Annotated in this window: 22 protein-coding genes; 13 read left to right on the top strand and 9 right to left on the bottom strand. The window is 50.2% G+C overall.

The features are described from left to right. Window positions 1-142: 142 nt before the first annotated feature. The 5 genes from ACO0LM_RS05825 to ACO0LM_RS05805 all read left to right on the top strand — a co-directional run bounded on the left by ACO0LM_RS05825 (window position 143) and on the right by ACO0LM_RS05805 (window position 5,104). Window positions 143-868, top strand: a complete 726-nt coding sequence (locus tag ACO0LM_RS05825) for a response regulator (RefSeq protein WP_423035134.1) — start codon at window positions 143-145, stop codon at window positions 866-868. Continuing rightward, on the top strand, window positions 865-2,436 hold the full coding sequence (locus ACO0LM_RS05820) for a sensor histidine kinase N-terminal domain-containing protein (protein ID WP_423035132.1): 1,572 nt from the start codon (window positions 865-867) through the stop codon (window positions 2,434-2,436). Before ACO0LM_RS05825 ends, ACO0LM_RS05820 begins: the two co-directional genes overlap by 4 nt. Continuing rightward, window positions 2,423-2,689 carry a DUF4212 domain-containing protein gene (locus ACO0LM_RS05815; RefSeq protein WP_423035130.1) on the top strand — a complete coding sequence of 89 codons (267 nt, stop codon included), beginning with the start codon at window positions 2,423-2,425 and terminating at the stop codon, window positions 2,687-2,689. Before ACO0LM_RS05820 ends, ACO0LM_RS05815 begins: the two co-directional genes overlap by 14 nt. 4 nt (window positions 2,690-2,693) lie before the next feature. Continuing rightward, window positions 2,694-4,730 carry a sodium:solute symporter family protein gene (locus ACO0LM_RS05810; protein WP_423035128.1) on the top strand — a complete coding sequence of 679 codons (2,037 nt, stop codon included), beginning with the start codon at window positions 2,694-2,696 and terminating at the stop codon, window positions 4,728-4,730. Window positions 4,731-4,825: 95 nt separating this feature from the next. Next, window positions 4,826-5,104 (top strand): YkgJ family cysteine cluster protein, encoded by a 279-nt coding sequence (locus ACO0LM_RS05805; RefSeq protein WP_423035126.1) that lies wholly within the window; start codon window positions 4,826-4,828, stop codon window positions 5,102-5,104. Between the two features lie 81 nt (window positions 5,105-5,185). Here ACO0LM_RS05805 and ACO0LM_RS05800 read toward each other — a convergent pair whose 3' ends face one another. Then, window positions 5,186-6,397, bottom strand: a complete 1,212-nt coding sequence (locus ACO0LM_RS05800) for a sensor histidine kinase (RefSeq protein ID WP_423035124.1) — start codon at window positions 6,395-6,397, stop codon at window positions 5,186-5,188. A gap of 10 nt (window positions 6,398-6,407) precedes the next feature. After that, window positions 6,408-7,781, bottom strand: a complete 1,374-nt coding sequence (locus ACO0LM_RS05795) for a sigma-54-dependent transcriptional regulator (protein WP_423035122.1) — start codon at window positions 7,779-7,781, stop codon at window positions 6,408-6,410. Window positions 7,782-8,002: 221 nt separating this feature from the next. Here ACO0LM_RS05795 and ACO0LM_RS05790 point away from each other — a divergent pair, with 221 nt between their 5' ends. The 4 genes from ACO0LM_RS05790 to ACO0LM_RS05775 all read left to right on the top strand — a co-directional run bounded on the left by ACO0LM_RS05790 (window position 8,003) and on the right by ACO0LM_RS05775 (window position 14,621). Next, a complete protein-coding gene (locus tag ACO0LM_RS05790) occupies window positions 8,003-9,352 on the top strand; it encodes an efflux RND transporter periplasmic adaptor subunit (RefSeq protein WP_423035120.1) in 1,350 nt (449 codons plus the stop codon). Between the two features lie 21 nt (window positions 9,353-9,373). Further along, window positions 9,374-10,054, top strand: coding sequence for an ABC transporter ATP-binding protein (locus ACO0LM_RS05785; protein WP_423035118.1), 681 nt, complete (start codon window positions 9,374-9,376; stop codon window positions 10,052-10,054). A gap of 1 nt (window position 10,055) precedes the next feature. Then, entirely contained in the window at window positions 10,056-12,497 is a 2,442-nt protein-coding gene (locus tag ACO0LM_RS05780) for an FtsX-like permease family protein (protein WP_423035116.1), read from the top strand. Window positions 12,498-12,905: 408 nt separating this feature from the next. Then, window positions 12,906-14,621 (top strand): methyl-accepting chemotaxis protein, encoded by a 1,716-nt coding sequence (locus ACO0LM_RS05775; RefSeq protein ID WP_423035114.1) that lies wholly within the window; start codon window positions 12,906-12,908, stop codon window positions 14,619-14,621. 132 nt (window positions 14,622-14,753) lie between these two features. Here ACO0LM_RS05775 and ACO0LM_RS05770 read toward each other — a convergent pair whose 3' ends face one another. Together ACO0LM_RS05770 and ACO0LM_RS05765 are read right to left on the bottom strand one after the other, a co-directional pair. After that, the gene (locus tag ACO0LM_RS05770; RefSeq protein ID WP_423035112.1) at window positions 14,754-15,383 is read right to left on the bottom strand and encodes a hypothetical protein; all 630 of its coding nucleotides are present in this window, start codon (window positions 15,381-15,383) and stop codon (window positions 14,754-14,756) included. 50 nt (window positions 15,384-15,433) lie between these two features. Further along, window positions 15,434-16,108 carry a hypothetical protein gene (locus tag ACO0LM_RS05765; protein ID WP_423035110.1) on the bottom strand — a complete coding sequence of 225 codons (675 nt, stop codon included), beginning with the start codon at window positions 16,106-16,108 and terminating at the stop codon, window positions 15,434-15,436. Window positions 16,109-16,406: 298 nt separating this feature from the next. Here ACO0LM_RS05765 and ACO0LM_RS05760 point away from each other — a divergent pair, with 298 nt between their 5' ends. Next, on the top strand, window positions 16,407-17,252 hold the full coding sequence (locus ACO0LM_RS05760) for an undecaprenyl-diphosphate phosphatase (protein ID WP_423035108.1): 846 nt from the start codon (window positions 16,407-16,409) through the stop codon (window positions 17,250-17,252). Window positions 17,253-17,267: 15 nt separating this feature from the next. Next, window positions 17,268-19,112: a DNA helicase RecQ gene (gene recQ, locus ACO0LM_RS05755; RefSeq protein WP_423035106.1), complete on the top strand. Its 1,845-nt coding sequence runs from the start codon at window positions 17,268-17,270 to the stop codon at window positions 19,110-19,112. A 207-nt stretch (window positions 19,113-19,319) separates the two neighbouring features. On the opposite strand, the gene ACO0LM_RS05750 is transcribed toward recQ, so the two are convergent. From ACO0LM_RS05750 to ACO0LM_RS05730, 5 genes are all read right to left on the bottom strand, one after another. Then, complete coding sequence (locus tag ACO0LM_RS05750) at window positions 19,320-19,790, bottom strand: hypothetical protein (RefSeq protein WP_423035104.1); 471 nt, start codon at window positions 19,788-19,790, stop codon at window positions 19,320-19,322. A 219-nt stretch (window positions 19,791-20,009) separates the two neighbouring features. Further along, complete coding sequence (locus ACO0LM_RS05745) at window positions 20,010-20,270, bottom strand: hypothetical protein (protein ID WP_422987660.1); 261 nt, start codon at window positions 20,268-20,270, stop codon at window positions 20,010-20,012. 165 nt (window positions 20,271-20,435) lie between these two features. Then, window positions 20,436-20,963 (bottom strand): hypothetical protein, encoded by a 528-nt coding sequence (locus ACO0LM_RS05740; protein ID WP_422987659.1) that lies wholly within the window; start codon window positions 20,961-20,963, stop codon window positions 20,436-20,438. Window positions 20,964-21,073: 110 nt separating this feature from the next. Beyond that, window positions 21,074-21,256: a hypothetical protein gene (locus ACO0LM_RS05735; RefSeq protein ID WP_422987658.1), complete on the bottom strand. Its 183-nt coding sequence runs from the start codon at window positions 21,254-21,256 to the stop codon at window positions 21,074-21,076. Window positions 21,257-21,395: 139 nt separating this feature from the next. Then, on the bottom strand, window positions 21,396-21,731 hold the full coding sequence (locus tag ACO0LM_RS05730) for a plasmid stabilization protein (RefSeq protein ID WP_423035102.1): 336 nt from the start codon (window positions 21,729-21,731) through the stop codon (window positions 21,396-21,398). Between the two features lie 252 nt (window positions 21,732-21,983). On the opposite strand from ACO0LM_RS05730, the gene ACO0LM_RS05725 reads away from it, so the two are divergent. Then, window positions 21,984-22,676 (top strand): helix-turn-helix transcriptional regulator, encoded by a 693-nt coding sequence (locus tag ACO0LM_RS05725; protein WP_422987656.1) that lies wholly within the window; start codon window positions 21,984-21,986, stop codon window positions 22,674-22,676. Between the two features lie 120 nt (window positions 22,677-22,796). Beyond that, window positions 22,797-23,852, top strand: a complete 1,056-nt coding sequence (locus tag ACO0LM_RS05720; protein WP_422987655.1) for a LacI family DNA-binding transcriptional regulator — start codon at window positions 22,797-22,799, stop codon at window positions 23,850-23,852. Window positions 23,853-23,880 lie beyond the last annotated feature (28 nt).

Here is a 23,880-nt window from a genome sequence, read left to right as displayed (position 1 = left end):
CGATATTGGGTTAAAGTTGTGTCTGCAAGAGGCGTAAAACATGACGCCATGCCAGAATAGAAAGAGATGCCGCCAGGCGGAGCTGATACGCCGTGTACATTGGCATCCACAAACGAGACGAACCACCTGGATCAAATTCATCATGCGTATTTTGCTAGCAGAAGACGACAGTGTACTGGCCGACGGACTGACCCGTTCACTACGGCAATCCGGCTATGCCACTGATTGTGTCAACAATGGCCAGGAAGCGGATTCTGCCCTGTCCACTCAGGATTTCGATTTACTCATACTCGATCTTGGCCTGCCCAAAATGAGCGGGCTGGAAGTCTTGCGCCGCCTGCGGGCGCGCAACTCACGCCTGCCAGTCTTGATATTGACGGCGGCAGATTCGGTGGAGCAAAGGGTCAAGGGTCTGGATCTTGGTGCCGATGATTACATGGCCAAACCCTTTGCCCTGTCAGAACTGGAAGCACGCGTCAGGGCCCTGACCAGACGTGGTGCCGGTGGCGGGCCAACGGTCATCAAGCATGGCCCTTTGTCGTATGACCAGGTGGGCCGGATCGCCTATATCCATGAACAGATGCTGGACCTGTCGGCACGCGAACTGGGCTTGCTGGAAGTGCTGCTGCAACGTACTGGTCGTCTGGTTTCGAAAGAACAACTGGTTGATCACTTATGCGAATGGGGTGAAGAGGTCAGCAATAATGCGATAGAAGTGTACGTTCATCGCCTGCGCAAAAAAATTGAAATTGATGGTGTACGTATCGCCACCGTGCGCGGACTTGGCTATTGCCTGGAAAAATTCTTTGTCGCTACGCCACCAGTAACAGCGCAATCGACACCCCCGGCCCCGTCTGAACAAAAATGACGGCAAGACCAGGCAACAGGTTCAGGACAAAATCGGCTGCGAACACAGCTGAAAAAACCGCTGCAACAGCGGATGACAGCCTGACCCGGCCGGTGGAAGAAAAAATCCAGCGCTCCCTGTTTGGTGAAATCCTGGACTGGATGCTGGCCCCCTTGCTTTTGCTCTGGCCCATGAGCATAGCCATCACTTATCTGGTCGCCAAATCCATCGCCAACCAACCCTTTGACCGCGCACTGGAAGACAATGTGCTGGTGCTATCGCAACAGGTCAAGGAAGTGGATGGCAAGGTAATGACACAACTCAGCAGCCCGGCACGCGACATCCTGCGTGCCGACGATCTTGACAATATTTATTTCCAGATCAAGAACAGCAAGGGCGAAATCATAGATGGTGACCGTGACCTGCCCCCCCCTGCGGAAGAAGACAAACCGCAAACCGGCACGGTACAGTTAAGAAACGAAAACCTGCGCGGCATTGATATCCGGGTTGCGTACAGCTATATAGATTTGAACAAGGCGAATCGCAGACAAGCCGATGGCGCGCCGCACCTGGCACTGGTACAGGTTGCAGAAACGCTGGAAAAAAGAGCATTGCTGGCCAATGAAATCATCAAAGGGGTGATATTGCCCCAGTTCATTATCCTGCCGATAGCACTGGCACTGGTCTGGTTTGCCCTGAGCCGTGGCCTGTCGCCCCTGGCAGAATTGCAGCACAGGATACGGGCGCGCCGTCCTGACGATTTAAGTCCCATAGACTCACGTCAGGTGCCCGAAGAAATCACTCCCCTGGTGACATCCCTCAATGAAATGCTGGAACGTCTGGCCCAAACCATAGATATACAAAAACGTTTCATCGCCGACGCCGCCCACCAGATGAAAACACCCTTGGCTGGCATGCGCATGCAGTCAGAACTGGCCTTGCGCCAGACCGATCAGGGTGAGATACGTAGATCACTACTGCAACTGGCCACCAGTTCTGAAGCGGCAACGCGTCTCGTCAATCAATTACTGACACTGGCGCGAGCAGAAAACCAGACCCCCGCCACCCAACCACTGGAACAACTGGACCTGAACCACCTCGCCCGCAGCGTGGTGCATGACTGGATACAGACTTCATTTTCAAAAAAAATCGACCTCGGTTTTGAACAGCAAGATGTACCGGCCCTGATTTTTGGTAACCCCCTGATGTTAAGGGAAATGCTAAGCAATCTGATCGACAACGCCTTACGTTATACGCCAGAAGAACATAGTGTTACCGTTAAAGTAATCGTTGACCAGGAACAGGCGCTGGCCCTGCTAGAGGTAGAAGACAATGGTCCTGGCATCCCCGCTTCAGAAAGAGAACATGTGTTCGAACGTTTTTATCGCATCCTTGGTAGCAATGTGCAAGGTAGCGGCCTGGGGCTGGCAATTGTCCGTGAAATAGCCAGCCAGCATCAGGCCCGCATAGAAATTGCCGATAACCCCCACCCGCAGGATGTGGCTTTCCCCGGTTGCCGGTTCAGGGTTGCCTTCAGGCTTAATCCGCATGATGAAACTTCCATTGAGGCAGGCTATGAGCATTCCTGAAAAAACCCCACCCGCCGGCCCCGGGCTGTACTGGCGCTATACCAAACGCCTGACATCCTGCCTGCTGCTGATCTGGGCATTACTGAGCTTCACTGTCCTGTTTTTTGCGCGTGAATTGAGCACTATCACTTTTTTTGGCTGGCCGTTTTCTTTTTATATGGCAGCGCAGGGCCTGACCCTGAGTTTTGTCATATTGCTGGCCACTTATTCCCTGGGCATGGCCTGGATAGGCCGCAGACAGACAGGACCCTGATCGTATGCCACAACAACGTTTTACACAAAGACTGACGCTGTACTACCTGTGGTACACCTTGCTGTTTTTCATTTTCCTGATCAGCCTGGCGATATTGGAAAAAGAAGGTGTGCCACGCGCCTGGATAGGTTACCTGTTCATGTTTGCCACTATCGTTCTGTATGCCGGTATCGGTGTCGTCAGCCGCACTTCTGACATTACCGAATACTATGTCGCCGGACGACGCGTGCCCGCAGTTTTCAATGGCATGGCCACTGCTGCGGACTGGATGTCTGCCGCCAGTTTCCTTAGCCTGGCAGGTGGCCTGTATCTGCAGGGTTTTGATGGCCTGGCCTATATCATCGGCTGGACCGGTGGTTTTTGCCTGGTGGCGATGCTGATTGCGCCTTACCTGCGCAAGTTCGGGCAATACACCATCCCTGATTTTCTGGGTGCCCGCTTTGCCGGCGCGCCAGAAAACAATACGGTCAGGATACTGGCGGTGTTTGCCACCGTTTTCATTTCCTTCATCTACGTGGTGGCACAAATCTATGGTGTGGGCCTGATTACCTCGCGCTTCACCGGCGTGGATTTTTCTGTGGGAATTTTCCTGGGGCTGGCCAGTATCCTGGTCTGTTCTTTCCTGGGCGGCATGCGGGCCGTCACCTGGACCCAGGTGGCGCAATACATCATCATCATTATTGCCTTCCTGATTCCTGTTGGCTGGCTATCGGTCAAACACACACATAATCCGCTTGCACCGCTGACGTATGGGTCGGTGTTGCCAGAACTGGTCAACAAGGAAAAGCAATTCGCGCAAGATCCCAAAGAACAGGAAGTCAGGGCTATTTACCGCCAGCGTGCCACCGAACTGCAAAATAAAATCCTGCAATTGCCACAATCATGGGAAGAAGGCCGCTTTGAAGTACAACACAGGCTGGACGATTTAAAATCCGGCAACGCCTCTTTACTTGAGATCAAGGCTGCCGGACGCATCCTGGCGAATTATCCCAAATCACCGCAAGAAGCCAAAACCCGCTGGACCGATATCCGCAACAATTACCTGAACAAGGCACAGCCTGGCTTTTCGCAATACACACCGTATGCAGCCAAAGACAAGAAGGAATCAGACAACAAGCGCAACAATTTCATGGCGCTGGTGCTATGCCTGATGATGGGTACTGCCGCCCTGCCCCATGTACTGGTGCGCTATTACACACCGCCGACCGTCAAGGAAAGCCGTGACTCGGTCTTCTGGTCCTTGTTTTTTATCATGCTGCTCTACATCACCATCCCGGCGTTGGCGATACTGGTGAAATACGATATTTATAATTCACTGGTGGGTAGCGAATTTTCCAAACTGCCGTCCTGGGTAACTTACTGGGCCAGCATAGACAAGATCAACCCACTGGTGACGATTACGGACATCAACCATGACGGCATTGTCCAACTGGCTGAAATCGTGCTGGATGGTGACATCGTAGTGCTTGCCACACCCGAAATTGCCGGCCTGCCGTATGTGGTTTCCTCCCTGGTGGCCGCTGGTGGCCTGGCTGCTGCCCTGTCAACGGCAGACGGCCTGCTGCTGACCATTTCCAATTCACTGTCGCACGATATCTATTACAAGATCATCGATCCGCAAGCCTCTACCCAGAAACGGGTAACCATCTCGAAATTGCTATTACTGGTAGTGGCGCTGATAGCGGCCTACGTCGCCTCCTTAAAACCGGCAGATATCCTGTCGCTGGTGGGTGCGGCGTTTTCTGTTGCGGCATCCGCCCTGTTTCCGGCGCTGGTGCTGGGCATCTTCTGGAAGCGCACCAATCGCCAGGGGGCAATTGCAGGCATCGTCACCGGATTCACTGTCTGCGTGTTTTACATGCTCTACACCCACCCGCTGTTTGGTGGCAGCACCGCAAATCAGTGGTTAAATATTGCACCGATCTCGGCAGGTGTATTTGGCGTACCGGCAGGCTTTATCAGCATGCTGCTGGTAAGTTACCTGACACCAAAGCCAGATCAAAAGACAACGGAACTGGTTGATTTTATTCGTCAGCCATAATGGTGGCTGCGGCCTGCTGGCCATACCGTACCGGCATCCGCTAAAATGCCGGTATGAATACACTTATCCTGCCATCTGCCAACTAAGGAAATGCGATGAAATGTCGCGATAATTGTGGCGCGTGCTGCATCGCTCCCTCTATTACGAGTCCAATCCCCGGGATGCCAAATGGGAAACCTGCAGGTGTTCGATGTGTCCAGCTTGGCGAAGACAATCGCTGCCTCATCTTCGGCAAACCAGAGCGCCCCCTATTTTGCGGAAGCTTACAAGCATCCGAGGAAATGTGTGGTTACACCCAGATGCAGGCCATTCGATGGTTGACGGATTTAGAGCACGCCACTTTACCGAACCTGTTTTCATCATTTCCACGTTGATCCAGATCGTGCGGTGCTAAGCCTTGCTTACTTGAATGATTGATGTCGTCATTTCCATTTTTTTTATTTTTACATGGCGAATTAAAAACTCATGATAAACCTTGCTCCTGAATTGGCAAGTTTGGCATAACGCACCGTACCGCCATTGTTATGCACCAGTTGCCGCACCATCGCCAGTCCTATGCCATTGCCTTTGGCCCTGCTTGTAAAAAATGGCGTGAAGATGTGCGCGACCAACTCATCTGGTATTCCTGGCCCGTTGTCACTGATTTCAATACGTAATCGACCACCACGTGCCAGACGCGCATATACTGAAACTTGTGGATTTGGCGTATTCGCTGTTGCTTCTTCGGCGTTTTTCAGCAGATTAATAATTGCCTGCTCCAACTGCCCAGGATCGATCATTATTTCTAGTGATTCAGGCTCCACAACAAAGGTCGCTGCTCCATTTCTGCTTTGCCAACTTTGTTTCAGGAGTGTAGAGATGCGGGAAAATAATTGCAACAGTTGAGTGCGCTGAGGAAGCGAAGCTGGCACATTGCTTAGCGAGCGATAACTGGATACAAATCCTGCCAAACTATCAGAACGTCGACTGATGGTATCCAGTGCTATAGATAAATCACCACCTAATTCCTGCACCTCCTGATTTTCCTGTGCCAATTTGGTTTGCAACTCAGCCATTAAATCATGTGCAGTGCGCGACAATGAGGCGACCGGCGTCAGTGAATTCATGATTTCGTGTGTCAGCACGTGCACAAGTTGCTGCCAGGCTTTGAACGCTGCGTTTTCCAGCTCGCTTTCTATCGGCAACACTGCAATAAGCCGTTCTTCAACACCGCCGATATGAAAGTAATTGACGGTTACAAGGGCGCGTTCCTGTCCATTCTCTGTGTCGAAGACAATAATATTGCGTCTATCATTGTTGACGGCCCTTAGTGCGGAATTAAAGTCATTTAAATCAGTAACGCGTCCAGGTGCCAGCATGCGTCGGGCATAATTATTGAGGGGGGCAAGCAGTTCATTTTCTGAGGTCATTAGAAAGAGTGCGGACGGTGCATGTTCCAGCCGTGCTTCCAAGCGCGAATAACTATCAGATATTGCTTCCCCATCATATTGCAATTTGATGGGAGCTTCCTCTATCGGTTGCCGACATCGCAGTTGTATAATAGTACGACGCAATAATTCGACGCAAAGCAAAGCAAATAGACCGCAAATGACGATGACGCGCGGCGATGATAAATTCATTGCTGTCAGTGCAGACAAGGCCATCAATGCTGCGATATAAATCACCATTCGTACAATGTCATATCCCATATTTATCGATTTTTCTGTACAAAGCAGGTCTACTGATACCAAGTGCCTTGGAAGCCTGACTGATATTGCCCTGTGCATTCGACAAAGCCATCACTATGGCATCACGTTCTAGCGATTCAAGTAACAGGTTATCGGTTCTGACCTTGACGCCGATGGATATGCCCGCTGCGGCATTCATTTCTGTAAGCGATATTCCAAAATCTTGAAATACGTATTCGGGATTCGTGCCAAGAATAATTGCCCTTTCGCAGGCCTGACGCAATTCCCTGACATTCCCTGGCCACGGATATTGTTCAAGGCGGGATAGCGCAGATGAACTTACGGATCGGGGTGTACGTTGGTATTGTTGCTGATAGTGACGGAGATAATGTCCAAGAAGAAGCGCAATGTCCTCACGACGCTCACGCAACGGTGGCACCCGAACGACAATTGTGTTGAGTCGGAATAGCAGATCAGAGCGAAATATATCAGGGGTGTACAGTTTTGCTTCATCGAGATTGGTGGCGCTGATAACTCTGACATCTATCGCCACCGATCTGTCAGAACCAAGTGGTGTTACTTCACGTTTCTCCAAAACAGTTAATAGTCTGGCTTGAGCATTGAGCGACATATTGCCGATTTCATCCAGGAATAAGGTTCCGCCTCTGGCGGACTGAAAGCGCCCGGCACGCTCAGTTTGCGCGCCTGTAAATGATCCTTTTCGATGGCCGAATAATTCGCTTTCCAAGGTAGATTCGGGTAGTGCGCCCATGTCGATAGATAGAAAAGTATTGTCAGCACGCTCTGACGCATCATGGATAGCACGTGCGACTAATTCTTTGCCAACCCCATTCTCCCCCAGAATCATGACATTGGCATGTGTAGGCGCGATACTGGCAATCATATTACGCAAATTCTGCATGGCATTCGAATAGCCGATTAATCCAGAATTGTCACCCGTAACGGCTTTTACTTTTTCATGCGCAACATGACATCGCGCCAATGCTGCCTGAATACTTGAAGTCAGGTGTTCATTGTTCCAAGGTTTGGTAATGAAATCCGTGGCACCACGCTTCAATGCCGCCACCGCCAAAGGCACATCGGCATAGGCGGTCATGGCGATGACTACTGGTGGATTATTCAACTGCTGCAACTGATCTAATAGCATCAAACCTTCACTGCCATCAATACGGCCAGGAGTGAAATTCATATCAAGCAGCACAACATCGGGTTGCGCATGCGCTAATAAAGTGGAAAGCCCGGCTGGATCAGTCAGCGTGTGTACAGAACCCAGGTATCGTCGCAGCAACAATTGCGCAGCACAGACAATGTCAGGGTCATCGTCAATGATGAAGATAGTCGCGTTGGGGGTTGTGTGGGCCATGGCGGACCATTTTACATGCCGCTAGCAAGCACCGCAAATGACTTAGATTCTGTCCGATAATGAACAGTGACAAGTGTCCGTTATCGGACATTTTTAATAGGACTTACGCAAAACCGCCCCAGCTGCGTTACAGCTCCTTGCCGTACTATTTGTACTGTCTTCGTCGCTGCGCCTTGCTGGGACAATTTTGCGTAAATCCTATTTGAAAACGGCAAGCTCCCATGCAGGAAGCATCAGGTGGCATAGATATTGCCATGCCTACTGTATTCCCACTATTTTTTGTCATGATGAATCATCCAAAAATACCTGATGCCGTGTCTGGTTACGCGATGGATACCGTGATTCGGAAAAGCTACCGAAAACAAATCATTGCTGCCAGCCTCGCGGTATGCGGCTTGCTTGGTTTGGCGTGTGTGCTATGGGTGTGGATACCGCGTGGTTTGCAGGTTGATGCGAGTGATATCAGAACTGCGATAGTAGAACAAGGCATATTCTTAAACGACATGGTAGTACGTGCCAATGCTACTCCATTGAGTTCAGTGATACTCGATGCAGTGGAATCTGGGCATGTTGAAGAAATATTTGTGCGCGACGGCACTGTTGTGAAACAAGGAATGCCCCTGTTCCGTTTATCAAATCCACAGCGCCGGCTTGAATTATTGGCGCGGCAGTCAGACCAGGCGACTCAAATTTCCAATATTTCAAATTTGCGTGCCGCCCTGGAAGTGAGTAAAACTGATCATGAACGGCGACTCTCGGATTTGCGATTTAATGTGCAACAAACTGAAAAAAAATACCTCAGAAATAAACAGTTAGCACTTCAGGGGTTTATTTCCTTGGTTGTTTTAGAAGAATCTGAAGATACTCTGGAACAACAACGACATGCATTAGTTCAAGAACAGTCACGTAGTATTGAAGAAATCGACATCAAGCGAGCGGGGATTATGCAAATGGAACAAGCCAATGCCAAGCTGGCTTCCGGGCTTCTTATTCTGGACACGGCTATCGACGCCCTCACCGTTCGTGCACCGACGCACGGCAGGTTGACTGATTTCCATTTACAGGTTGGAGAGGCAGTCTCGGCTAGCCAGCATATTGGTCGCATTGACGACCCTGATCGTTTTAAGTTAACTGCTGCTGTTGATGAATATTATCTCAATCGTATCAATGAAGGTCGGCCTGGGAAAGCGCAATTGAATGAGCAATATTTCCCCGTTGAAGTCAGCAGGGTTTACACACAAATTATTAGAGGCCAGTTCACCATAGAAATGGTATTTAACGCTGTTCAACCTAAACAATTAAATCCCGGCCAAAGCCTCGATACCCAGATTACATTGGGTGACTCAAAGCCTGCATTGTTATTGCCTGGTGACGCGTTCATGAATGATACTGGTGGCACGTGGGTATATGTCTTGAGCAAAGATAATAAATATGCCGAGCGACGCAAGATTAAGGTTGGGCGGCGAAGTAATAGTCAGATTGAAGTTATCGAAGGCTTGAAGGCAGGAGAAAAACTTATTGTCTCCAGTTATGCCAGATTCGGACAAGCAATTCGTCTGGAATTAAATTGAACCCATTAGCGAGAATTTTATATGATCAGATTAAACAATCTTAGCAAAGTGTATTCCACTGGAGAAGTACGCACCACTGCTTTAAACCGCATTAATCTGGAAATTGATGCTGGTGAATATGTGGCGATTACAGGACCCTCCGGTTGTGGTAAATCGACTCTCCTGGGGTTGCTTGGGTTGTTGGATATTCCAGATTCTGGTGACTATTGGTTTAATGGTCAAAACCTTGCGGGCCGCACCGAAGCACAATTGAATCAGTTACGCCGTGGACGCATAGGATTTATTTTCCAGAGCTTTAACTTGATCGAAGAATTGAATGTTTTTGAAAATGTGGAACTTGCCATGGAGTATGGAAATATCCCAGGCAAAGAACGCAAAGAAAAAATCAATGCCATGCTGGAAAAACTTGCTATATCACATCGTGCCAGACATCGTCCGTCCCAACTTTCCGGGGGCCAGCAGCAACGTGTGGCGATTGCGCGAGCATTGGTTTCTGGACCTGCGATTTTGCTTGCCGATGAACCGACCGGCAATCTGGATTCTGCGCATGGCGATGAAGTCATGAAATTGCTACGCCAAATCAATGCAGAAGGTACCACCATCGTCATGGTGACTCATTCACCCATGCACGCAGCGCAGGCGTCAAGAACCTTGCGCATGCTGGATGGCAGTATTTTGATCGATGCACAAATGGCGGCTTAGAATGATGAAACTGAACGATTTTAAAATTGGCTGGCGCTTGTTAATTGGTGATCCCATCTATTCTGCAATAGTTATTGCTGGTTTGGCGCTAGGATTCGCCACATGCTTTAGCTTACTCAGTTATGTACGATATTCCTTGCAATACAATGCAAACGTGCCGGATGTAGCGAATGTCTATGTCGTGAAACAGCGGTATAACATTGATGCCGTGGCTCCTTGGTTTGACCAGTCTCCATACTTGTTGCGTACAGCTGCCATGAAGCTGCCGGGCGTAACAAATGTCAGTGGATATGATCCCAACAGATCTTACCCGGTCCGAATAGAAAATCAAATCCGCAAATTATCCGTTCTTCCTGTTTTGCCCGGATTTACACAATTATTAGGTTTGGAGGCGTTAGAAGGCGATCTCGGTGCTGCATTGGAACAACCAGAAAATATCGCCATGACGGCGCAGACTGCTACGACTTATTTTGGCACGACGCATGCCTTAGGTTTGACATTGCAAGCTTCTGGAAAAGTGTTACGCGTTGCAGCGATATTACGCGATCCTCCTGCGAATACAACTATTCCGCACGAAGCGCTGATAGGTGTGAACTCTGTACTGATTTCTGACAAGCAGCGGACGACAATGTTGAATGGAAATGGCAAAGGATACGATTGGGGGAAATTGTTGATACGTGTTAAACCAGGCACGTCAATATCAGCGGTAACAGAAGCCTTGCAACAGGCTATCGATCTTTCCGCTATATCGCAAACCCAGAAGCCGGAGGTCAAACAACGTCTTGGAAAACGTAAAGTGATGGATATTAAGTTATCGCCGCTAAGCGATGCTTACTTTGATCAGGACATTGCCGATAATCCAATCACCATACCAGGTGACCGGGGAAATCCTGTCGTTGTTAAAGGGCTTGCTGCCATCGCTTTTTTGATTCTTGCACTTGCTGCGATTAATTATGTAAATCTTGTGACAGTACGATTATTGCAACGTCAGCGTGAAATCGGAATACGCAAAACCCTGGGCGCAACAGCGCAACAAATTTTTGTTCAATTTTTGAGTGAATCATTGCTGGTTTCCTTACTGGCGACGGGTTTAGGTATATTGCTTGCGTGGTTGGCATTGCCACTATTTTCCGAACTTATGCAGCGCAAATTAGACGGCGTATTTTCTGCTGAAAATATTCTTGCAGCACTAACTATTGGGACCATTGTCGGTATTCTTACTGCAATTTACCCAGCATGGATAGCCCTGCATGTTCGGCCTCTGCAAGTATTGCTTGGGCGTCCCAATACCGAATCCATGCATGGTAATTTGATGCGCCGGATAATGACGGTACTTCAGATCGCTGTTGCTTTAAGTCTGGCAAGTATCACGCTTGCTATAGCATGGCAAACCAGTTTCGCCATGAACGCTTCTCCAGGTTTTGATCCAGATCCGCTATTGATCGTCGATTTACCGGTGCAAGTAAAAGACAATCAAAAGGCGCATCATTTCATCAGTGCTCTGACACAGCAAAAAAATATCGCCAGTGTAGCGATTACCATGGATGCGGTCGGACGATCCAAATCCCGGTTTGGCCTTGATTTTAGACTTGGAAACAATCCCAGTATTTTTGTTGAAATGAAATCTGTCAGTGCAAATTTTTTTGACCAGTACCGCATCAAGCCGGTTGCTGGTCGTTTATTTGATACGCGACGCGACAAAGAAGATGACCCCGATCCGATCATCATTAATACGGTTGCAGCGCGCAAATTTGGATTTAAAACTCCAGGTGCCGCAATAGGCCAGGTTTTGCAGTACACAAATTATGATGGCGACGTATTGATCAAGCGCGTGATAGGTGTGGCGCCTGAATTACGTTTTTTTTCCTTGCACGAAGCACCGCGCGCCATTGCATGGGAGTTATGGACGCAAAGCTCAACATTAAGCATTCGTGCGTCGGCTAGCTTAACTGATGCGGAGCAGACCATTCAACAGTTATGGCACACCTCGTTCCCGGATGACGCACTGGAGATGTATTCGGCTAAAGCCATTTTGGCAGCCAATTACGAAGATGATGCGCGAATGACTAAATTGTTGATATTCTCAACCTGTATCGCCATGGTTATTTCTGCGTTCGGTATTTATGCGCTGTCTGCCTACTCTGTACAGCGACGCGCAAGAGAAATCGTATTAAGGAAGTTATATGGTGCAACGAAACGGCATATCGGCAATTTGATCGCACGAGAAATTGGTTTGCTTATTTTGTTTTCGGCACTAATCGGTTTGCCTCTTTCAACTCTGGTCATTCAACGCTATCTGGCTGGCTACGTCGAACATGCTGCGATTGGTTACTGGACTTTGCTGATCGCATTGCTCATGGTAGTAGCTATTGCAGTGATCGCGACCACCCGTCACATACTGATTGCCATGCAGATGAAGCCAGTACGGGCATTATCGAATTGAAGAATGCTGGCCTGCCTCTTGAATGAATCAAATTGTGCTCATTGCAGCGAGAGGGCGACCGGCACGAAACCGACGGGCGACTCCTGTATGCAAGGACTTCACTGGCAGTTTAGCTACAGGCTGAAGCCCATTCAGAGGGATACAAGCGACCCAAGCAGGCTGATCGGCATGGTTACGGTCTGCATGCCATGTCTTGCAAAAAGACCGCAACCATAAGCTGTTTATTGGTGAAATGAGGTGAAAGAGCACGGCATACGTGAAAATAATCTGAATTTATTGAGATAAATCAGTCGTTTTTTGCGTATAATTTCCGCTTGGAAATATATTTCCACCCCATCCAAGTGTAGACTTATTTGTGACGCCTTTGTCTGCATTTTCAACTTGTCTCCCGACATAAATAGAAAATCTATGATCTCTCAACTCAAACACCTTTCAGTGGGCAAAAGGTTAGGCTTAGGTTTTGCCCTCATCCTTGCGCTGTTTTTTGTCACCACCGTTATTGCTATTTTCAAGCTTAATGCGGTTGCGGCATCAACCGACAATTTGCTGAAGGACCCGTTGACGACCGAACGCCTGATCAGTGACTGGTATCGCAATATACACACCGGGGTGCGCCGTACCACGGCCATTGCAAAAAGCAGCGACCCTTCACTGGCGAGTTTTTTTGCGACGGAACAGGAAGAATCTACCAAGGCATCCGGCCTTTTGCAAAAAGCCATTGCAGAACACATGCAAAGTCCGGATGAAATTGCGCTCTTCAAGGAAATTGGTGAACAGCGGCAAGCTTATCTGAATACGCGCAACAAGGTCATCACCCTGAAAAAAGAAGACAAGGTAGATGAAGCCAATACTGCTCTGGAAAAAGAATTTCTTCCGGCTTCTGCGATGTACATCAAAAAAATCGAAGCCATGCTGACCATGCAGCGCAAGCAGATCGACGATACTTCGGCAGAAATCCAGCAGACTTATCAGTCCAGCAAAATACTGCTGATCGTGCTGTCGCTGATCGCCGCCCTGCTATCAGTCATCTGCGCCTGGATGATGGCGGCATCGATTACCAGACCACTGGCCAAAGCGACCGCCGTGGCAGAAAAAATGGCACAAGGCGACTTGAGCGACATCATTCACATTCAACGCAATGATGAAATCGGCAAGATGATGCATGCCATCAACGGCATCAACACCGGTTTAAGTGGCGTCATAGGCGAAGTGCGTCATGGTACCGAAACCATCAGTGTGGCGGCGGCTGAAATTGCCACTGGTAATGCCGACCTGTCATCCCGTACTGAATCACAGGCAAGCTCGCTGGAAGAAACTGCCTCGTCGATGGAAGAACTGACATCTACCGTCAAACAGAACGCTGACAATGCACGCCAGGCAAATCAATTGGTAATATCGGCATCCGGCGTCGCTGTCAAAGGCGGTGAAGTGGTTGGGCAAGTGGTTACCACCATGGGTTCCATCAAGGAAAGCTCGAACAAGATCGTCGATATTATCTCGGTGATTGATGGGATCGCCTTCCAGACCAATATCCTGGCACTGAATGCGGCGGTGGAAGCAGCCCGTGCCGGTGAGCAGGGTCGTGGTTTTGCTGTGGTAGCGACTGAAGTGCGTAATCTGGCGCAGCGCAGTGCCTCTGCCGCCAAGGAAATCAAACACCTGATCGATGATTCTGTCGGCAAGGTCGAGCATGGCAGCAAGCTGGTTGATACTGCTGGCAAAACCATGCAGGAAATTGTCACCAGCGTCCAGCATGTGGCCGATATCATGAGTGAAATCACCGCTGCCAGTCAGGAACAGAGCGCCGGTATTGAGCAAGTCAACCTGGCCGTCACCCAGATGGATGAAATGACGCAGCAAAATGCAGCACTGGTTGAAGAGGCGGCGGCCGCAGCAGAAAGCATGCGCGACCAGGCCGCCAAGTTGTCGGATCTAGTCTCGCAGTTCAATATCATCGCCCCGGTCCGGGAACCGCTCACCCAGGCACGGCAACCGGCACGCGCAACTGCAGCCGGACGCCCACCTGCAGTACAGCGCGCCGCCGCACAACCAGCCAGATTGCAAGCATCCACAGCGAAGAAAAAGCCGGCGTCACCATCCAGTGATGACTGGGAAGAGTTTTGATAGTGACCTGCTTTGGGTAATAAATGGCTTGCGTTCTGGCGATTCAAAATCCGATGGGCACAAGAATCCCGCCCACGCATCCTTGCAGCTTGCAAGCTGCAAGGATGCTGAAGGAACAGGAATTAAAACAAGCTATATCTTGATACGCATCGAATCACCACTCGAAAAGAACAGCGAAACGCCATCCTCAGTCTGAAGGATGCGTCTCACCGACTGTTCCAGGCTGGCGGCGTATAACTTACTGCCGTTTGGCCGGAAAATACCCAGCCACATGCGATGCGTACTAGTACGCGAATTAGCCGCCAGCAAAAGATATTCGCGCCCAGCTATCTTTACCTGGCTGGCTTGCAGGTCGCCCATATAAAAGGCCGACGGTATGCGTTCCAGCAAGACCCGCAAGCCATCATTGTGAACCTGTATCAGGAAGCCATTGTCAGTGCCGGAACGTACGAAATTAAATTCGTAGGAACCCAGCCGGGTTGGTGTGCTGCGCCGGATATGGACATGATCTTCAAAGTCGGCGAAGTAATTATTACGGTCTGTGCGTGACTGCCTGGGCACGCTATCCTTGGTCATTTCGGTCTGCACATGCATCTCCTTAAATTCTGGGTAATTCCAGGCTTCATTTCTCACTGCATCACTATCTCGTCCTGCACCCGCCACGCCGCCACCAATAATGGGCAAAGGTATAAAGCAGGCACTCAGGCAGGCACTCAAACAAACACCCGCGCACACTTTCAAACTCATATTGACCAACGGCATGCCTGATGGCCAAAAACTCCATAGGCGCTGCGATGTTCTGGCCAGGCCTGTCATTGCGGTGCAGGCCGGATCACCAACCGTCTGCCAGAACCAGAGGTATCCACCATGGAAATACCATCGGCATGCTCAGTAAATTGCCAGGTGCCATGGGGTAGACCTATGCGATACACGGCATGGCCATCCATGCCAAAAATCGCCAGCCACATGGGCTGTCGCAAAGAACGATTGGCGACTGTCAGCACATAGGCTTCGGTTCCGACCTTGAGTTTGGCTACCTCCAGCAAACGATACCTTTGCTCACCGGTAAATATCGGCGATATAACTTCACGCAACAGGAACTCACCATTTCTGCTGATCTGCATCATGGCGCTGGCATTGCCTGCTAAAGCTGAAGATGCTGGCGACAGAAGGCGGGGGTTGTGATAATTGATGACAAATTCCTGCAAACGCACCGGCACCGTGCCATCAACCGTGATGTGGTGAGCAAACTGGGCCAGATGTTGATCTGCATCCGGGAACTGCCATAGAAACTGCTGCCTCACCACCAATACTTCCACCTGGCTACTGCGATACTCAGCAAACACCTGCTCCATCTTTTCAGGGCCGGTGCTTGCCTGTGATGGCTGCGCGGGCATGGCGGTGGTGCAGGCAATCAATCCCGGCAGCAGGCTGGCAATAAAGCCATACCGGCAAAAAGAGATGGATTGTTGTGACAGCCTGAACATGGGTGATAAGCGCTTAATAAAATAAAGACAGGAATAAAGGCATGAATACAGATACGACCAAGGACAATGCCAAAGTATCGCGATTGCTAACGGGGGAGCAATGAAATTCAGAAAAGTACCGAAATACAGAACCTTGAGTGCAAGGAACTGCCATCCGGCAAGTCTTTATCCTTATGTTTTTATAAATTTGCCCCCTGAATGGGGCATTTACGGGCAAATTTCTGCGCAGGCAGGCATGCACCATGTTAAGCTTCGTGCCGACCAATTCCCTGCTTAACTTCCCTCTTTTCAGTGTCGTATGGACTTCATAATCGCGATCAAAATCATCATCATGGGCATCGTCGAAGGTTTGACGGAATTCTTGCCTATCTCTTCTACTGGTCACCTGATATTGACCGGCAGTTTGCTGAACTTCACCGGCGAAAAAATAAAGGTGTTTGAGATCGTGATACAGGCCGGCGCGATTTTTGCGGTGTGCTGGGAATACCGGGCCAAGATTGCCAGCGTGGTCGCTGGCTTGGCCAGTGATGCCAGGGCGCGCAAGTTTGCCCTGAATCTGATCGTCGCATTTTTACCAGCAGCCGTACTGGGTCTGCTGTTTTCCAAAAAAATCAAAGCCGTGCTGTTTGCCCCTGTGCCAGTCGCCCTTGCTTTTATCATAGGCGGCGTCATCATCCTGTTTGTTGAACGCAAACACGCGGGTGCCGATAGCCATGACAGCAGCCATGCCCGCATACAATCCGTGGATGACATGAGCATGCTGGATGCCCTGAAGATAGGTCTGGCCCAGTCCTTTGCGCTGATCCCCGGCACCAGCCGTTCCGGTGCCACCATCATAGGTGGCATGCTGTTTGGCTTGTCGCGCAAGGCAGCGACCGAATTTTCGTTCTTCCTGGCGATACCGACATTGCTGGGTGCGACGGTATATTCGCTGTACAAGGCGCGTGAAGACTTGTCGATGGCAGACTTGCCCATGTTCAGCCTGGGTACGGTTGCAGCTTTTATCTCTGCCTTCTTTTGCGTACGCTGGTTGCTGCGTTATATCAGCTCGCATAATTTCAATGTGTTTGCCTGGTACCGCATAGGCTTTGGTATCATGATCCTGATTACCGCCTACACTGGCGTAATTACCTGGGCCGACTAATTGGTGACAAGCGCAGTGACTGAAGCAGGCAATACCACCAGCGATACCGTTGAGCAGGCTCTGCATTTACTGCAGACTGTATTTGGCTATCCGGCCTTTCGCTCGCAACAGGGCCAGATCGTTGAACACGTTGCCAATGGCGGCGACGCCCTGGTGCTGATGCCCACAGGGGGTGGTAAATCTTTGTGTTATCAGATACCGGCCCTGCTACGCGATGGCGTTGGTATCGTTGTATCCCCGCTGATTGCCTTGATGCAAGACCAGGTCGATGCCCTGGCCGAGGTGGGTGTGCGTGCAGCATTTTTAAATTCCACCCAGAGTTTTGATGAAATCCTGGCAGTGGAAAAAAAGATGCGCGAAGGCGATATTGACCTGGTGTATATCGCACCTGAACGCCTGCTGACCCAGCGCTGCCTGGAACTACTACAAGTCGTCAACATCGCCCTGTTTGCAATTGACGAAGCCCATTGCGTCTCGCAATGGGGACATGATTTCCGTCCTGAATACATCAAACTATCCGCGCTGCATGAGCGCTTCCCGCATGTGCCGCGTATTGCTCTGACCGCCACGGCAGACCAGCAAACCCGTGATGAGATCATTCACAGGTTGCAGTTGGAAAACGCGATGCAGTTCGTGTCATCATTTGACCGCCCCAACATCCGTTACCAGATCGTTGAAAAAGCCAATGGCCGCAAGCAATTGCTGGATTTCATCAATGCCCAGCACAGCGGTGATGCCGGCATCGTATATTGCCTGTCGCGTAAAAAGGTTGAGGAGACAGCTGAATTTCTGAATGAAAACGGTATCTCATCCCTGCCCTATCATGCGGGTATGGATTTGCAAGACCGCAGCCGCAACCAGGCGCGCTTTTTGCGGGAAGACGGCATTGTCATGTGTGCCACCATTGCCTTTGGCATGGGTATAGACAAGCCTGATGTGCGCTTTGTCGCCCATCTGGATTTGCCAAAAAGCATAGAAGGTTATTACCAGGAAACCGGTCGTGCCGGTCGCGATGGTGCCAGCGCCAATGCCTGGATGGCCTATGGCTTGCAGGATGTGGTGCAGCAGCGCCGCATGATCGATGAATCCGAAGCCAATGAAACCTTCAAGCGGGTGCAAGGCGTCAAACTGGATGCCATGCTGTCGCTATGCGAAACCCTGAATTGCCGACGCGCCCACATCCTTGAGTATTTTGGACAACAAGCCGGCCCCTGCGGCAATTGCGATACCTGTATCAGCCCCCCCAGCTCTTTTGATGGCAGTGTCGCGGCGCAGAAAATCCTGTCCACTGTATATCGTGTCGATCAGCGCTTTGCCGCTGGCCATGTCATCGACATCTTGCGCGGTATTGACACTGAACGCGTACAGCAATGGCGACATGACAAATTATCGACCTATGGCATAGGATCAGACAAAAGCGAAGCTGAATGGCGCGCCCTGTTGCGTCAGTTGATCGCGCTGGGCATGGTCGCGGTAGATTATGAAAATTATAGCTCGCTGAAACTGACCGAAACCTCCCGCGCCGTCTTGCGAGGTGAAATCAAGGTACAGCTGCGCCAGTACAAAAAAGCAGAAAAAGCCGTTAAGCACAAACGCCAGTCAGCAAAAGACTATGCCGAAGCCGACCTTGACAGCACTGCCCAGGCCGCTTTTGACAAACTGCGCTGGTGGCGGGTGGAAACTGCACGCACCCACAATGTACCGGCCTACGTCATCTTTCCCGACGCCACCCTGCGCGAAATCGCCCGCCAGCAACCCGCCACCCTGACCGCCCTGCGCGCTATATCGGGCGTGGGCGACAAGAAGCTGGAAAGCTATGGTAAAGAAATTATCAGCCTGATTGAGGAGTTGCAGGCTTAATACTTATCGGCTTTGCACTTATAAGTCCTAAAGCAATGCAAGACCTCCCAACACAGAGGCACGGAGACACAGAGGGGGGCATAGAGAAGAACGACAGTATCTTCAGTTCCCTGATTGTCATCTCATATCTGATTTCAAGATACTCTTTTCTCAGTCTCTACTTGCCGCCGTGGCTAGCGGTTTTTGCCAGATCTGGCTGGCAAGTTTTTAACTTTCCGACGTGCGTACCAACATGGGATGTGTCTCATCCACACAGTTGCCGTTCCAGTAGGCGTGCTCGAATGGTGTTACGCTGTCCACGCGTTTTGCCAAGGCCCGATCCGATGCCGTGCTTTCGTCTATTTTGACGAAAATGGTATCAAAGGTATTGATTTTTTTATTGTCCATACTCAGGGATACGAAACGCGTACCACCTGCGTAACCGCCAAATGCATTTTTTCCATCCACAATGCCGCATACCGAAATTTCGGTATTACCATCGGCATTTGTTCTTTGTAAAACAAAAGAAGAACGTATCACCATGGAATCCGGATCTTTCATCATCCCCTTGAGTTGTTTGATGGTATTGTCTTCCGCCCAGCCGGCTGGCCCTACCATTTTATTGCGTGCATACATAAATGCTACCAGTGCCAAGGGCACTGCAATGATGACAATAACGATCCATTTTATAATTTTCATTATCTTCCGCTGTCCTGTTTGATGATTGAATGATGTGTCTTGGCAAATTATTATTATGTTGCCTTAAATGCTAACACTGCAGGCAAATTATGGTTGACACAATGTACAAACATTTGAAGCGGAAGGTGTAGTAAGCAAATACACCTGTATCTGCATGTCGGCGGTCCATGCATCTGGGGTCGTTGGGAGTGGCAGGCCGATCGAATGATCTACAACAAGCTAAGCCGGTTCTGCCAGTATGGCATCGATCTTCAGTTTGGCATCACGAATGACGGCGAGTTTGGCCTGGGTTTCGCTACCCGCCTTGAACGGCCCGCTGAATTGCTGGGCAATTTCCAACCCATCAGCACCATACTTTTGCACTTCGCCGCTGGCAAACCAGTTGCCATCGGGTCGTGGAAATGCAATCACAAAAATATCATAATTCTTGTAATGCATGGTCGGCGTTCGCTCTATCTTAGTTTTAAGGCTGCTGTTCATGTTATTTCCTGATCAGGTATGTCAGAGTCCCGGTAAAACTGTATGGGAACATGCCTGACTGAGCTCGATGTACAAGATCGATAATGGATTTCAATAGCCTGCACATACTGGTGGGTGTAGCAGAAATTGACTGATGATTTCTTGCCTGAGTCTGAATATTGAATATCAATATTCAATGACCGCCAACACCTTTACACCTCTGTGAGCCGCGCCACGCAAGCGTATTGCGCTTTTTTCGCTGAAGCGGTATTCCAGCCATAGATGATCATTGCCAGCCGGAGAATAACGCACACCAAACCTGGACAGGGCGTCCGGTTTTTCCTGCTTGCTTGGGAGACTGGCAGACTGACTGTAATACTCTTTCGTGACGCGCGCATACAAGTCTTGCCCATTCGCGGCCTGCGTGTTTCCTGTCCTGCCTGGAAGCCGTGCGCCAGAAGCAGAGGGTACCGGGAAACCGTCCAATTCAGCGTCAGCAGTGGCTTGCTGCGGTCCCAGTGCCGGTTTCCCGTTCACCGGGTTTGCGTCGCCTGCCCTATTGGCTATCCACCGATCTGCAGGCAGGTTTTTTCCCACTTCATTTTGCTGCTCTAATCCTTCTGCGCTGGCGGGCTGTTTTACTTCTTGTGCACAGGTAGCTTGTGCATACATCAACAAGCTGCAAACGATCAAGGCTGAATAATGGGCGCTCATGATCATCTCTTCCCAAAAAATGAAGTCAGCAAAACCATCGCCAATACTCCATACAAAATGAGTTGCGGTGTATGCATGATCTTCTTCCTGCCAGATAGCGCTTGTTGCTGTTAATTCTCCACCAAGTTCATATGTCCTGGCAACTTGGAATATGAACGGCCTTGCGGTAACTCTATCCTGATATGGGCGTATTCCCATTCGACTTCATTGGCTTCTGCCGCTGCCTTGGCCGTCCGCAATGCGACGCGCAGCCATTGTTGTGCCGGTGCTTTATTGATGCCTATGATTATCATGATCTTAGCCATGTAAAGATTGATCTATAGCAGAACTTACGCGAAACCAATTCTGTTGTTTGCGGCCCCACAGTTAGCAGTACCTTGGATTAAAGTATTATTTTTGCCATTATCTTGCACCTTCACATGCCTGCAATCCTTAGCCCTTACCCTTATCTACCGCCTGCTCCAGAGCCGCCTTGTTCATACTTGCGCGCCCCTTGATATTTTTCTTGCGTGCTTCCTGGTATAGCTGCGCATAAGTGCGTCCGGCTGGTCCACTATGCGAATGAAGTCCGCCCCTCCTTCCTGCAGGCATATCCTGCAGAGAAGTCTTGCTCGCTTCCAGGCTTTCACCATGCTGCGCCCTTTCTTTGTTAACGGTACGCGCAGCAATTTCTGTAGGTAAACCAGGCTTACGACCGCTTTTTACCAAGCTATCCTTGATATGTTTAAACTGGCGCTCTCTTTTTGCGCTCCAGGCAGCTTGTGGCATCGTCAATTCCCCATGTCTGATTTTCTTGCGTAATTATTTTTCGCCCTGCGTCCATATTTATATTGTAGTCGTCAGCACCAAAGAACAAAATCGGATTAAGACGATACTTGCGTAAGACTATGCTGACGAAGTTGCTGCAATGCAGTACATACCAAGGCTCGAAGCTGCCCTGTATCGATCAGCAAGGTAAAATTACATAAATTACCACTGACAGATGGATTGCCATGCCCCCAACAACAATTGAGTATCCGCATGTCGCGCACTGAACGTCTATTGCAACTGATGCAAATCCTGCGCAGGCATCGCTATCCTGTCAGCGGTGCAGTGTTGTCACAAGAACTGGGTATCAGTCTGCGCAGTCTGTACCGCGATATCGCTACCCTGCAAAACCAGGGCGCAAAAATTGCCGGCGAAGCGGGCATGGGTTATCTCTTGCAACCGGGCTTCACGCTACCGCCACTGATGTTCACGGAAGAAGAAATTGCGGCGATTGCCCTGGGTTCACGCTGGGTGGCACAACAAGCTGACCATAAACTGGCGCTGGCCGCCCGTGACGCACTGGCAAAAATTGCATCGGTCTTGCCAGCAGAAGCCAGACTGGAACTGGAAACCAGCGGCCTGCTGATCGGCCCCTGCAGCAAGAACCCGGGTAATGACGAACAATTGCGCCAGATACGTCTGTCCATACGCAAGCAACATAAACTCGTGCTGGAATACCAGGATGAAACCGGTAAAGCCAGCGAGCGCACTATCTGGCCGTGTGCCCTGGCTTTCTTCGACAGCCTGCGCGTCATCGTCGCCTGGTGTGAATTGCGTAATGACTTCAGACATTTTCGCACTGACCGCATCCTGAACCTGCAGGTAGCAGACCAGACTTATCCGCGATCGCGTCAGGCTTTGTTGAAGGAGTGGCGCGTGCAGCAGGGAATCAGGTCCGAGCGTTAGGCAGCGGTTTGAAGGGCAAATTTTTTGCAGACTCGCATAGTTTCCGTTCTGACTGCTTTCAGTTTTATAATGAGACTTATCAATTGATTCAGCCCACCCATTCCAACCAAGAATAATAAGATGAAAGCCAAGACGGACATCGCAGACACATCCAGGTCCGCCAGCAAAGAGCAGCGCCGTTTGCAGATGGCCGATATCGCCCGTCTGGCCGGGGTATCCACATCCACGGTATCACGTGCACTAAGTGGCAGCAGCCTGGTCAATGATGAAACCCGTCAACGCATTGCCGAACTGGCACGCTCACTCAAATATTCCATCAATATCGATGCCCGTAATCTGCGCCTGAAGCAAACCCGCACCATCGCCGTGGTGGTGCCCTTTGATTCGGAAACCCGCCAGCATCTGTCCGATCCTTTTTTTCTGGGCATACTGGGCAGCCTGGCCGATGCACTGACTGACCGTGGCTTCGACATGCTGTTATCGCGTATCGATGCAGAACATCTGGACAATGCTGCACAGATTTTTGATACTGGCCGTGTACTGGGCGTGATTTTAATCGGCCAGTGGCGCCACCATGATCAATTGAACCAGCTGGCGGCACGCCATGTGCCCATCGTGGTCTGGGGTGCGCAATTGCCACAACAATTGTACGTGACGGTAGGTAGCGACAATGTCACCGGCGGCCAAAAGGCAACTGAACATCTGATACAAAGCGGCCGCAAGCATATTGCCTTTTTTGGCGACACACAATTACCCGAAGTGGCACAGCGTTATGAAGGTTATTGCAAGGCATTGGCACAATATCAGATAGCGCTGGATGACCGGCTGGTAGTACCCGCTTCTTTCATAGAAGAAGGTGGCAAGCTGGCCGTGGCAGAACTGTGCAGCCGCAAAGTTCCTTTCGATGCTCTGTTTGCCTGTAGCGATTTACTGGCCATGACCAGTATCAACAGCCTGCGCGACAATGATTACCTGGTACCGGATGAAGTAGCGGTAGTAGGCTATGACGATATAGAACTGGCACGTTATTTCCACCCGCCTCTGAGCACCATACGTCAGCCTATGGCACAGGCTGGCCTGGCCCTGGTCGATGCCTTGCTAAAGCTGATAGAGGATGGGGACAGCCAGGCACAGCTATTGCCGACCGAATTGATGGTAAGGGCCAGCAGCACGTAATGGATAGGTATCGCCACTACGTCCGCTT

This window comes from Undibacterium sp. Di26W (assembly GCF_049340265.1).
GTDB lineage: Bacteria > Pseudomonadota > Gammaproteobacteria > Burkholderiales > Burkholderiaceae_D > Undibacterium.
Note: the sequence above shows the minus strand (reverse complement) of the source record. Positions and strands in the feature narration are given on the sequence as shown.